We start from the raw sequence: 12,456 nt of genomic DNA, 5'->3' as shown, positions 1-12,456 counted from the left end.
GGCAAGTCAGGGAATGTTCAGATACTTGTGGGTCTGCATCGACAGGCGCCATTGCGGATGGCGTTTGCACCAGTCGATCGCGAGTTTGGTGTTGATGTCGCGCGACGGGCCGTCCATGGGCTGGACGAGGAAATACTCGAAGTCGAGCTTCGCATAGTCGGACAGGCGCTGGTTGTCCTGCGGAATCACGACCTTCAGTTCGTTGCCCTTGGTGACGACGAGCGGCGCGCCGGCTTTCGGGCTCACGCAAATCCAGTCGATGGTCTCGAGCACCGGCAGCGAGCCGTTGGTTTCGATGGCGATTTCAAAGCCGGCCGCATGCAGCGCGTCGACGAAGGGCGGGTCGATCTGCAGCATCGGCTCGCCGCCGGTGCACACCACGAAGCGCTCGCCCTCGCCTTGCGGCCACAGGGACGCGATCATTTGCACGAGTTCCTCGGCGCTACGGTATTTGCCGCCGTTCTCGCCATCGGTGCCGACAAAATCGGTATCGCAGAAGCGGCACACGGCATCCGCACGATCTTCCTCGCGGCCCGACCACAGATTGCAGCCGGCGAACCGGCAGAACACTGCCGGACGCCCGGCGTTCGTGCCCTCGCCCTGCAACGTGTAGAAGATTTCCTTGACCGCGTAAGTCATGCTGCTTTTTGCCTCGTGTTCCTGAAGATGCTGCCTGTTCGCATGCTGCCGTGGCCAGGCGTAGGTGCTGCCCAGCGCCCCGTATTCAAGTTCGCCGCGCGGCGTATGCCGGCGTGGGCGTTGAAACCAGACCCGGCCTCACACCGGCTCGGTGACCTTTTCGCCGGCCAGATACGCTTCGTAGCCGCGCTTGCGCAAGCGGCACGCCGGGCATTCGCCGCAACCGAAACCCCACGCATGCAATTCCGCGCGCTCGCCGACGTAGCATGTATGCGTTTCAACGCGCACCAACTCGACCAGCTCGTCGCCGCCCAGCTCGTGCGCGAGACGCCACGTGTCCGCCTTGTCGAGCCACATGAGCGGCGTTTCGAGCAGGAAACGCGAGTCCATGCCGAGGTTCAACGCAACCTGCAATGCCTTCATCGTGTCGTCGCGGCAATCGGGATAGCCGGAAAAATCCGTCTCGCACATTCCGCCGACCAGCACTTGCAAACCGCGCCGATACGCGATGGCCGCGGCAATCGTCATGAACATCAGGTTACGGCCCGGCACGAACGTATTCGGCAAACCGTTGGCCGTGGCTTCGATCGCGATTTCGCGCGTCATGGCGGTATCGCTGATCGAGCCCAAGACCGACAAGTCGATCATATGATCGTCGCCGAGGCGCTTCGCCCACGCCGGAAATGCGCGCGCGACGGCCTGACGGAATCCTTCGCGGCATTCAAGTTCGACGCGATGCCGCTGACCGTAATCGAAGCCGAGCGTCTCGACCGTTTCGTAGCGTTCGAGCGCCCAAGCGAGGCACGTGGCGGAATCCTGGCCGCCGGAAAACAGCACGAGAGCGCTACGTTTAGCGTCTTTGCGGATCACCGTGAAACTCCGTGAATGATGAGCGCCGCGTCGCGCTGCGCGAGGTGCGCCATGCGAGCAACGCGACGCGTGCCGGCATTGCTGCCGGCCCAAATCAGTATAGGCCGCGCCTTCCGCGCGCAGAGTCGCTGGGCGTTATACCGATCGTCGGGCGAAAGCTTTGGTGCCAGTTGCCGATTGTCGCCCTGGCCGCTCCCATGCCGGGTTGCAGCGCAAAAGGTCCGCCCAGAAACGCCAAAGGACTTGGCTGGCGCAGCGGCACTCAGGCGACCCACTCGCATGCAAGTCCTTGAACTGACGCGATTTTATCATGCGACGCCGAATACCGCCGCGCCCGTCTCGGCACACCGCGCGTACAGGCCGAAGCAACGAAAGCCCGTCAGAAAAGGAAAAGCCCCAGGAATCTTGCGATTTCCTGGGGCTGAATCCTGGTGGCCTGGGACGGAATCGAACCATCGACACGCGGATTTTCAATCCGCTGCTCTACCAACTGAGCTACCGGGCCAACGAAGAACGAAATGATATCAAAGGGTCAGCAGGCGGGCAAGTCCCTTCTCGAAAAATCTGCCCCGAGCGGCCCTCGCGCCGGCCGCAAGGGCTACTTATTCCCCTTTGTTCTTGCCGAGATCGACGCCGAGCTGCTTGAGCTTGCGGTACAGGTGCGTGCGCTCCAGACCGGTTTTTTCGGCGACGCGCGTCATGCTGCCGTTCTCACGTGCGAGGTGATATTCGAAGTACGCGCGCTCGAAGGCGTCGCGCGCGTCGCGCAACGGGATATCGAACGAAATCGAGGCCGTTTGCGCAGCCAACGCGCCGCTGCCGATACCGTCCGCGGACAGCATCGGCAACGCGGCCGCCGAAGCCACGGCCGAGGCGCTGACCGGCAACATCGGCTTCGCCGCCGCGCCGCCGGGCGCACTCGCCGCATTGCCACGCGCGAGGCCCTGCTCGACGGCCTTCAGCAGCTTTTGCAACGCGATCGGCTTCTCGAGAAAATTGAGCGCGCCGATCTTGGTCGCTTCCACCGCGGTATCGATGGTTGCGTGACCGGACATCATGATCACCGGCATGGTCAGTTGCCCCTGCGCGGCCCACTCCTTGAGCAACGTCACGCCGTCGGTGTCGGGCATCCAGATGTCGAGCAGCACCAGATCCGGCGCCTGGCGCAAGCGGAACTCGCGCGCTTCCTGCGCGTTTTCCGCAGCCTCCACGACATGCCCCTCGTCGCTCAGGATCTCCGAGAGCAATTCCCGGATGCCCATTTCATCATCTACCACCAGGATGGTTGCCATTTACGCTGCCCTTGTCTGCACTGTTGCTTTTGTCGTTCCCTGCGACGCACCGCCGTGCGCCGGCCGCGACCCTGTTTCGGGCGCCGCGGCATCGTCTGCCAGTTGAAGGAAGAGAATCGAAATCTGCGCGCCCTCGACCACATCGCCCGCTTTCATCCGGTTGCGAACGTCGATGCGCGCGCCATGTTCGTCGACGATCTTCTTGACCATCGCAAGACCCAGACCCGTACCTTTGGCCTTGGTCGTGACGTAAGGCTCGAATGCACGGGTGAGGATACGCGTGGGGAAACCGGGTCCGTTATCCGACACCGTCAGACGCACCGCGACACGTACTTTGCCTTCCGCGTCGGGGTCTCCGTATTCTACTGTCCTCGTTTCGAGCAGCACATGCGGCTGTTCGACGTCGGCTACCGCATCCTGCGCATTCTGCAGCAGGTTGTGAATCACCTGACGCAATTGCGTCGCATCGCCCCGGATCGCCGGCAACGCCGCGAGTTCGACCTGAATCGCGCTTTTGCCTTCCTCGATACCGTACAGCGTCAGCACCTCGCTGACCAGTTCGTTCAGTTGCAGATGCGCGAGCACGGCCGGGGGCGTGCGCGCATAGTCGCGGAAATTGTCGACCATCTGCTTCATTGCCGCGACCTGGTTGACGATCGTGGTCGCGCCGCGCTTCAACACGTCGGCGTCCGTCGGCGACAGCTTGTCGGCGAGCTTCATTTGCAGACGCTCCGCGGAAAGCTGGATCGGCGTGAGCGGATTCTTGATCTCGTGCGCGAGGCGGCGCGCGACTTCGCCCCACGCGATCGAACGCTGCGCGGAGATCACGTCGGAAATGTCGTCGAACACGACCACGTAGCCGGACGTTTGCATGTCTTCCGCGTCGCGGTCGGTGGCGGAGACGAGGCGCGCGCCGCGCACGAGCAACGTGAGCGGCTCCGTCTCGCCCGGCACCTGTACCGAGAATTGCTGCTGCCAGTGGCCGCGGTCGTCGTGACCGTCGCCGCTCGCCGCTTCGCGATCGGCAAAGGCCTTGCGCACCATGCCGCCGAATTCGCTCAACACGCCGATCTGCTCGAGCGCGGAACCCATCACCGTTTGGAACGGCTGGCGGAAAATCCGCTCGGCGCCGCGGTTCGCGGTGGTGAGACGGAATTGCCGGTCGAACACGAACACGCCCGCGGTCAGGTTCGCGAGAATGCTTTCCAGATACGCCTTCGAATGTTCGAGCGCGATGCGGTTGTTTTCGACCGCCGCGCGCGCCTCGGACAACTGCCGCGTCATCGCGTTGAACGATTGCGTGAGGAAGCCCAATTCGTCGCGCGACTTGATTTCGCGCTTCGGCGTGTAGTCGCCTTCGGTAATTTCCTTCGTGCCCTGCGCAAGCAGGAACAACGGCCGCGCGAGCTGATTGCCGAGCGCGAGCGCCAGCATCATCGCGATGAAGGTGGCGAGAAACAGCGCGAGCGTGAGCGTGCCGATATACATCTTGCGCAAGCCGGTGCGCCCCAGCGCCTTCTCCTGATACTCGCGATACGCGCGCTGCACCGCGTCGGCGTTGCGTGCGAGCGATGGCGGCACCGGCTGCGTGAGTTGCAGGAAGCGTTCAGTGGGCTGCAGCAGCGCCGCGTTCGAATCGGGAATGCGCTGCACGATGCGCAGCCGCAACGCACCCTTGCTGCCATGCGCGCGCGGATCGCCGTCGACTTCGCCTTCGATCGCCGCATAACCGCGGCCGCGCGCCTGGTCGATCATCAGCGGCGTGGGCAGATCGTTCGGCACGAGCGTCGCGTAATTGCTGGAGGCTTGCGCGACCACATGCATATCCGGCGTCGCGCCCGACATGCTGCGCGTGGGTTCGACGATCGTCGCGTCCTGCACGCCGAACTGATCACGCAAGCGCAGGAGCGTGAGCGTGGTGCCGGCCGCGTCCGCGCTCGCCAGCTGTTCGGACATCAAGCGGCCCTTGGTTTGCAGATCGGACAGCGATGCGTCGAGCATGCCGCGGCCGAGATTCAGGCCCGAGGTCAGGGCGGTTTCAACGTTCACGTCGAACCACGACTCGATACTGCGCGACACGAACTGATACGAGACGACGTAGATGATGCCGCCCGGCACCACGCCGACCAGCGCCATGAAGAACGCGAGTTTCGCCAGCAGCCGCGTGCCGAACTTCCCCTTTCGCAGCCGCACGATGATGATGATGACGAGCGTCGCCACCACCAGCAGAAAGATCATCGCGACCACGAGGTTCGCGGCATAGAGCCACTGGTAATAGCGGTCGAAGAATTCGGTATTCGCGCTCGCCGCGGCCAGCAGCACGAGCAGCAGCACGGCGGTCACCGCGACCGTGGACACCAGCACGCGCACGACGACGCTGCTGACACTGGTGGCTCGGCGCACTCTATTTAGCACGTTCGGTCACCGTGAAGGTAAAGCGCTTCCATTCGGACGCGAGGTTCCAGTCGCGGTTGTTCACCGCGTCGATCTGGAACGGCTTGGGCATCAGCGCGATGTCGAGTTGCATGCGCACCGACGCGGTGTAAGTCTCGCCGACGTTCACCTGATTGCGCTCGATCACATGCCACGACGGAATGTGCTTGATCACCGCGAGCGCGTCCTTGAGGGTGGTGAAGCCGAGCTGCAAACCGCCGGACGACACGCTCGACACGCGGTATTCGCGCGTCAGCGGCTGGAACGACAGGCGGATGCTCTGCGACACGCTCACCGGTTGCTCGTCGAACCAGTACCAGCGCGGCCGGCTTAGTTCGAAGTCGGTCGTGAAGTAAAGCGGAATGCCTTTATTGACGGCGTCTTCGAGATTGCTGTTCAAGTCGAAGTCGAAACGCGCGTCGAGGCTCCAGCCGGAGTTGTCAGCTTGCAGCGACGCACGCTGCACCGCGATCGAGTCGGCGTGCGCCACGCCCGGTGCGGCCAGCCATACGGCCAGCGCGATCCAGAGCACGGCGGCGAGCCGAAGCGGAAGGAAGCGTTTGATGGTCACCGTTTCTGAAAGCGCGCGTAGAAGAATCCGTCGTGGTCTGAGTTCGCGCCGTCGCTCGCTTCAGCGAGTTGTCCGGCATCGGAACCGGCCGATGTATCGGCGGGCGCGCGAGCGACTGTAGGTAAAAGTTGCCCCGGCGCGTCCAATCGTACCGCATCCTGATACTTGTTTCCAAACCACTGCGCCTGCAATTCGCCTTCTTCTGGAAAGATCGAACACGTAACGTAGAGCAACTCGCCGCCTGGCTTCACGAGCGGCCAAAGCGCGCCGAGAATGCGGCGCTGTTCGGCGACCAGTGCGGGAATATCGGATTCGCGGCGCAGCCAGCGGATATCCGGATGACGCCGCACGATGCCCGACGCCGAACACGGCACATCGGCCAGGATGCGATCGAACGGCTGGTCGATGTCGTCGTGCCATTTTGCCGGCGCGCCCGCGTCGCCGATCCGCACTTCCGCCTCGAGCTTGAGCCGCTGCAGGTTTTCGCCGATGCGGCGCGCGCGCGAGACGTCGCTTTCGAGCGCCACGAGTTGAAGGTTGGCGAGTTCGAGCAGATGCCCGGTCTTGCCGCCGGGCGCGGCGCACGCGTCGAGCACGCGCATGCCGTCGCGCACGCCAAGCAGTTGAGCGGCGAGTTGCGCACCGGCGTCCTGCACTGAGACTACACCGTCCTCGAAGCCGGGAATGCGGTCAACCGGCATTGGCGCGGCCAGCTTGACGGCGTGGTCGCCGGCTTTGCTCGCCGGAATGTGATGGTCCGCGAGCACTTGCAGGTAGGCGTCCACCGTCGAGCGGCGGGCGTTCACACGCAGGGTGAGCGGGCCTTGAGTATTGCCGGCCGCGAGCACCGTTTGCCAGGCGTCGGGCCATGCGCGTTTCACTGCCTCGATCCACCACGCCGGATAGTTCCAGCGCGCGACTTCGTCGGCTTGCGCGGCGTTCAGCAGCGCCTCACGCTCGCGCAAGAAATTGCGCAGCACCGCGTTGACGAGGCCCTTGGCGAACGCGAATTCGCGACGCGCGCCGATCGCGCTCACCGCCTGGTCGACCACGGTGAACGGGGTGTAGGCGGCGCTCGCTTCGTCGTCGACGAGCAAGGCCAGCGCGCACGCGAGCACGTGCCCGACGTGCGGCGGCGGCGCTTTCTTCACCAGCTTCGCGATCAGCCATTCGGCGGTTGCGAGACGCCGCATGGTGCGGTACGCAATGTCCTGCACCGCGCCGCGTGCGGCGGCGGCGCTACCCTCAGGCGCGTTCACGAATACGGATTGCAGCGCGGCGGGCAAAGCCGCGCCGAGACGCACGGCGCCGACGGCCTGGCCCGCGCTGTCGAGCGCGAAGGCGAGCGATTCGGGCGCGAGATGCAGCATCGACAAACGGGATTCGCGCGGACGCGCCGACGGCGAAGCAGAACGCGAAGAAGATTTTTGGGTCATGAAAAAGGCAAGGGCGGGTAGCGCGGTGCGCGCGACGCAAACAGCGGACATTGTAGCGTGGCGCGGCAACGGGGCTTGTGCGACGGGGGCTTGGCGGAGCCGAGGGGTGCGTGAAGGAGACGGTCGAGCCCGTACTTAGCGCATACGCCGCGTAGATCGTGCGGGTTTCGCGATGCCAGGCTCTGCGCGACTTCGCGCGCACGCGGGACGCCGTTGCCGCTCGCGCGATTTTTACTGCCCGAAAAAAAGGCGAGCCCGCGGGCTCGCCCTTCATCGCACCACGTTGACTGCACGCAGCGCTCGTCGCTCGTTATTCGAAGCGCCCCGTGCGTGCCATTTCCATCAGACGCGCGATGCGTTCCTCGGTGGCCGGGTGCGTGGAGAACAGATTCGCGATGCTGCCCCCCGATAGCGGATTCATGATCATCATCTGCGCGGTAGCGGGATGCTGCTCGGCCGTGGGAAACGGAATGCCGCTCGCGTAGCGGTGGATCTTGTCGAGCGCCGAGGCAAGCGCCTGCGGGTCGCCGGAAATCTGCGCGCCGCCACGGTCCGCTTCGAATTCCCGCGCGCGCGAAATCGCCATCTGGATCAGCGCACCCGCGATCGGCGCCAGCAGCGCGACGGCGATGCCCGCGATCGGGTTCGTGGGACGGCCGTTTTCGTCGCGGCCACCGAAGAACATCGCGAAGTTCGCCAGCGCGGAAATCGCGCCGGCCATGGTCGCCGAAATGGTCGAGATGAGAATGTCGCGGTGCTTCACGTGCGCCAGTTCGTGCGCCATCACACCGCGCATTTCGCGCTCCGACAATACGCGCAAAATACCCGTGGTCGCGGCAACCGCGGCGTGCTCCGGATTGCGGCCCGTGGCGAATGCATTCGGCGCGTCTTCGTTGATCAGATAGACGCGCGGCATCGGCAGATTCGCGCGCGTGGAGAGTTCGCGCACCATGCGATAGAACTGCGGCGCGCTGGTTTCGTCGACTTCCTGCGCGTTGTACATGCGCAGGACCATTTTGTCCGAGAACCAGTACGAAAAGAAATTCATGCCGAGGGCGATCACGAGCGCGATCATCATGCCGCGCGACCCGCCGATCATCCCGCCGATCACGATGAAAAGGGCCGTGATCGCGGCCATCAACATCGCGGTTTTGACCCAATTGAACATGTCTGCAACTCCTTGCCTAACGCGGTTCATCTCTGCGCCGCATGATCGCGGCGCCTGATTGTAAGCGAAATGTTAGATATGGGCGCGTGAGGAAAATTCAATCATCTTGATGCGGTGGCGAGTTTGATGCCCAAGCCGACGAATGCACCGCCGACGCCGCGATCCAGCCACTTCTTCACCGACGGCTTGCCGGAAAAACGTTGCGTCACACTACCCGCGATCCATGCGACGAAGCTGTTCCACATCATGCTCATGACGACGAACACGCCGCCGAGCGTGAGAAACGCCAGCGTCTTATGATCGCCGCCGGTGGTCACGAATTGCGGGAAGAACGACACGAAAAACAGCACGACCTTAGGATTCAGCACATTGGTCCAGAAGCCTTGCAGGAAAAGCTGGCGCAGCGACTTGGGGGCACCGGCCCCGCGCGCTTCACCACCCGCTTGATCCGTGGCCGGTTTGGCGAAAATCAGGCGCACGCCGAGATAGATCAGATAGATGGCGCCGACGAACTTGATGATCGTGAACGCTGTAGCCGACGCCGCCAGCAGCGCGGTCAAGCCGAACGCGCAGGCGAGCGAATGAACGCAGGAGCCGGCCGAGATGCCGAGCACCGACATCAGACCCGCGCCGCGGCCCTGAGCAACGCTGCGCCCGACTATGTAAGCCGTATCGGGACCGGGCGTCACGTTTAGCAAAAAGACCGCGACGACGAAGAACTCAAAATGGGTGATGCCGAACATGGAAATCCTCGAAACCTGGACCGTTGCTTAAGTGATTCTAACGCGCAGCGGCTCGCGGCGGCGGCCGCGAGCCTCGGCCGAACGGACGATGTTCAAGACCCGCGCGAGTCTGTTATTTTGCTTCGGGAAGTTGGAAACGCTGCCCAGCGGCCAGCGTCGCGCCCGCCAGGAATTCACGCACCGGCAGACGCTTGCCGCCGGGTTTCTGAAGTTGCGTGAGACGCAGCGCGCCTTCGCCACAGGCCACCACCACGCCTTCGGCGGATACCGCCATGATCGTGCCGGCTGCGGCGCTGTTGCCAGGCGCGTCCACCGGGGCAGCCGACCAGACCTTGATCGACGTGCCGTCTTCCAGCGTGCCCACGCCGCCGGGAAACGGATCGAACGCACGCACCTGGCGCGCGAGCGCTGCGGCCGGACGGCGCCAGTCCAGCGCTGCTTCGTGCTTGGCGATCTTTTCCGCGTACGTCACACCGTCCGCCGGTTGCGGCGTTGCCGCCAGCTTGCCGTTGCGCTCCAGTTCGATCAGCGCCTCGACGATCAGCTTCGCGCCGTCTTGCGCGAGACGGTCGTGCAGCGTGGCGGTGGTGTCGTCGTCGGAGATCGGCGTGCGCGTTTCCGAGATCATTGCGCCGGTGTCGAGGCCCGCGTCCATCTGCATCAGCGTGATGCCGGTTTCCGCGTCACCTGCTTCGATCGCGCGGTGGATCGGCGCCGCGCCGCGCCAGCGCGGCAGCAACGATGCGTGAATGTTGATGCAGCCAAACGGCGGAATCTCCAGCACTTCCTGCGGCAGGATGAGACCGTAGGCGGCCACCACCATGACGTCGTGCGGCGTGGCGCGTAGCTGATCGATCGCGGCTGCGGCTTCGGCCGGATATTTGCCTGCGCGGCGCAGCGAGGGCGGTTGAGCGACAGCGATCCCGTGCTCCTGCGCGTAGCGCTTGACCGGGCTCGCCTGCATTTTCATTCCGCGTCCGGCAGGCTGGTCGGCTCGGGTCAATACGAGCGGCACGGGAAAACCGCCGCTGTGAATCGCGGCCAGCGCGGCCGCCGCAAACTCCGGCGTACCGGCAAAAATGACGCGCAACGAATGACTCATGAACGGGAGCAGTAGGCGAGGTGGACGCGCATTACATTGCGTGGGCGAGTTTCTTCATCTTGCTCTTGATGCGCGTTTGCTTCAGCGGCGACAGATATTCGACGAACACGCGGCCCATCAAGTGATCCATCTCGTGCTGAATGCACACCGCGAGCAGCCCTTCGCAATCCATCTCGAAGATCTCGCCCTTCTCGTTCAACGCGTGCACACGCACTTTCTCGGCGCGCTCGACGTTGTCATAGATCCCCGGCACCGACAGGCAGCCCTCTTCGGACAGCTTCTTTTCGTCACTCGACCAGATGATTTCCGGGTTGATGAAAGCGAGCAGCTGGTCATGCGTCTCCGACACGTCGATCACGATCACGCGCTCGTGCACGTCCACCTGGGTCGCGGCGAGGCCCACGCCGGGTGCGGCGTACATCGTTTCAGCCATGTCCGCGACGAGGCGGCGGATGCGGTCGTTGACCGCCTCGACCGGTTTCGCAATCTTGTGCAGCCGTTTGTCCGGGTAATTGATGATGTTCAGTAAAGCCATGATCTTGAATGTGATTTTGGGCGCCGCTGACCGGTGGAAGGCTCGCGTTAGCCGTTCGGCCAGGGTGTGGGCGCATCGCATTGCGCACAGGATAGATGGTGTCGAACCGGTTCGATTCAACGCGCCTCGTGCGCCAACGACGAGCCCGCGCGGGTGGGCGCGGCGCTGCAGTTATTTCGGATGATGAAAATTTTAGCATGGCGCCCGCCTGCCCGCTGGCCCTGCAAGAGGATTCACTCGCAATGCACACCTTGCCCGCAACCGATATCGAACTCGCCGCGTGGCTGCGGCTCTCGCTCGCACCAGGGCTCAAACCGGCCGCGCTGCGCTTACTGCTCGGCGCTTTCGGGCTGCCGGAAGCAATCTTCCATCAATCGCACGCGACGCTTGCCGCGATCGCCGGCGAAACCGCCGCGCGCGCCGCGCTGGCTCCCGCGGGCCCTGATCTCGACGCCCAGCTCGACGCGGTTCTCGCGTGGCGCGCGCTGCCCGGCAACCAGGTCGTCACGCTCGACGACCCGGCGTACCCGCCCGCGCTCCTAACCATGCCTGATCCGCCTCCACTGCTATATATAAAGGGCCGGCTGGATCTGCTGCACACGCGCGCGGTCGCTCTGGTGGGCAGCCGCAGCGCCACGCCGCAAGGCGTCGAGGACGCGGAGCGTTTCGCGCGGGAGCTGTCGGCCGCCGGCGTGACGATCGTGTCGGGGCTGGCGCTCGGCATCGACGGCGCGGCGCATCGCGGCGGGCTGGAAGGTATCGGCGGCACGGTCGCGGTGATCGGCACCGGCGCGGACCTGGTGTACCCGGCGGCGCATCATGCGCTCGCGCGGCAGATCGCGGTGCAGGGCGCGATCCTGTCCGAATGGCCGCTTGGCACGCCGGCGCGCGCCGCCAACTTCCCGCAGCGCAATCGCCTGATCGCTGGGCTCGTGAGCGGTGTCGTGATCGTCGAGGCCGCGATGCGCTCCGGATCGCTGATCACGGCGCGGCTCGCCAACGAAATGGGCCGCGATATCTTCGCGCTGCCCGGCTCGATCCACGCGCCGCTTTCGCGTGGCTGTCATCGGATCATCAAGCAAGGCGCGAAGCTGGTTGAGACACCCGACGAGGTACTCGAGGAACTCGGCTTCGCCAGGCTGGCGGGAGATAAGGCTGCCGGCACGCGAACGGTTCGGTGGGACGGAGCCGATTCGCGGCATCCGCGGAAGGTGAGTGCCACGACAGCCGTGGTGCCGGACGCCGCAGCGGCGCGGACGAATTCCACAGACGCGAAGGAGTCGGCGGCCGAGCCAGCCGGGGCGCAAGCGGCAAAAGTGGCGGCGTCCGCACAGACGCCACCAGGCGCTACTTCGTCCGACTTTGCAGGGCCGCAAACAAGCGCGCCGCCTCGGGCGAACGCCGCCTCGACACAAGCATGCAGTCCGCCCTCGCCCACGTTCAGCAAGGAAGCCGAGCGACTGCTCGCGGCGCTCGGCCACGCGCCCGCCACGCTTGAAATTCTTGCCACCCGCACCGAGATGGAGGACGCGGCTTTACAAACCACCTTGCTGCAACTCGAACTTGCCGGCCAGGTGACCGCGCTACCCGGCGGCCGCTTCATGCGGGCGAGCCCAGGCCGCCCCCGCGGTGCACAAGGTTGACCACGATCCGGAATCGGCCATGCT

Annotated in this window: 11 protein-coding genes and 1 tRNA gene; 1 reads left to right on the top strand and 11 read right to left on the bottom strand. The window is 64.5% G+C overall.

Annotated elements, in window-relative coordinates:
• Positions 1 to 6 precede the first annotated feature (6 nt).
• From queE to def, 11 genes are all read right to left on the bottom strand, one after another.
• Positions 7 to 639: a 7-carboxy-7-deazaguanine synthase gene (queE, locus tag ACOCG7_RS31245; protein ID WP_073430349.1), complete on the bottom strand. Its 633-nt coding sequence runs from the start codon at positions 637 to 639 to the stop codon at positions 7 to 9.
• 138 nt (positions 640 to 777) lie between these two features.
• Entirely contained in the window at positions 778 to 1,509 is a 732-nt protein-coding gene (gene queC, locus ACOCG7_RS31240; RefSeq protein ID WP_073430350.1) for a 7-cyano-7-deazaguanine synthase QueC, read from the bottom strand.
• A gap of 429 nt (positions 1,510 to 1,938) precedes the next feature.
• Positions 1,939 to 2,014 (bottom strand) — tRNA-Phe (locus ACOCG7_RS31235).
• A 97-nt stretch (positions 2,015 to 2,111) separates the two neighbouring features.
• Entirely contained in the window at positions 2,112 to 2,801 is a 690-nt protein-coding gene (gene esaR, locus ACOCG7_RS31230; protein WP_073430351.1) for a response regulator transcription factor EsaR, read from the bottom strand.
• The gene (locus ACOCG7_RS31225) at positions 2,802 to 5,216 is read right to left on the bottom strand and encodes a sensor histidine kinase (protein ID WP_073430352.1); all 2,415 of its coding nucleotides are present in this window, start codon (positions 5,214 to 5,216) and stop codon (positions 2,802 to 2,804) included.
• A complete protein-coding gene (locus ACOCG7_RS31220; RefSeq protein WP_073430353.1) occupies positions 5,206 to 5,805 on the bottom strand; it encodes a DUF4390 domain-containing protein in 600 nt (199 codons plus the stop codon). The genes ACOCG7_RS31225 and ACOCG7_RS31220 overlap by 11 nt, the downstream gene beginning before the upstream one ends.
• Positions 5,802 to 7,241: a 16S rRNA (cytosine(967)-C(5))-methyltransferase RsmB gene (rsmB, locus tag ACOCG7_RS31215; protein ID WP_073430354.1), complete on the bottom strand. Its 1,440-nt coding sequence runs from the start codon at positions 7,239 to 7,241 to the stop codon at positions 5,802 to 5,804. Before rsmB ends, ACOCG7_RS31220 begins: the two co-directional genes overlap by 4 nt.
• A 310-nt stretch (positions 7,242 to 7,551) precedes the next feature.
• Positions 7,552 to 8,409, bottom strand: coding sequence for a zinc metalloprotease HtpX (htpX, locus tag ACOCG7_RS31210; RefSeq protein ID WP_073430355.1), 858 nt, complete (start codon positions 8,407 to 8,409; stop codon positions 7,552 to 7,554).
• Positions 8,410 to 8,510: 101 nt separating this feature from the next.
• Positions 8,511 to 9,152, bottom strand: coding sequence for a LysE family translocator (locus tag ACOCG7_RS31205; RefSeq protein ID WP_073430356.1), 642 nt, complete (start codon positions 9,150 to 9,152; stop codon positions 8,511 to 8,513).
• A gap of 112 nt (positions 9,153 to 9,264) precedes the next feature.
• Positions 9,265 to 10,254 (bottom strand): methionyl-tRNA formyltransferase, encoded by a 990-nt coding sequence (gene fmt / locus ACOCG7_RS31200; RefSeq protein WP_073430357.1) that lies wholly within the window; start codon positions 10,252 to 10,254, stop codon positions 9,265 to 9,267.
• A 31-nt stretch (positions 10,255 to 10,285) separates the two neighbouring features.
• On the bottom strand, positions 10,286 to 10,789 hold the full coding sequence (gene def / locus ACOCG7_RS31195) for a peptide deformylase (RefSeq protein WP_073430358.1): 504 nt from the start codon (positions 10,787 to 10,789) through the stop codon (positions 10,286 to 10,288).
• Positions 10,790 to 11,031: 242 nt separating this feature from the next.
• Between def and dprA the strand changes: the two genes are divergently transcribed.
• Positions 11,032 to 12,432, top strand: a complete 1,401-nt coding sequence (dprA, locus tag ACOCG7_RS31190; protein ID WP_073430391.1) for a DNA-processing protein DprA — start codon at positions 11,032 to 11,034, stop codon at positions 12,430 to 12,432.
• Positions 12,433 to 12,456 lie beyond the last annotated feature (24 nt).

Origin of the sequence: Paraburkholderia sp. DD10 (assembly GCF_049177125.1) — a bacterium.
Classification (GTDB): domain Bacteria; phylum Pseudomonadota; class Gammaproteobacteria; order Burkholderiales; family Burkholderiaceae; genus Paraburkholderia; species Paraburkholderia terricola.
The sequence above is the reverse complement of the archived record's forward strand: the minus strand, read 5'-3'. Positions and strand labels throughout refer to the sequence as shown.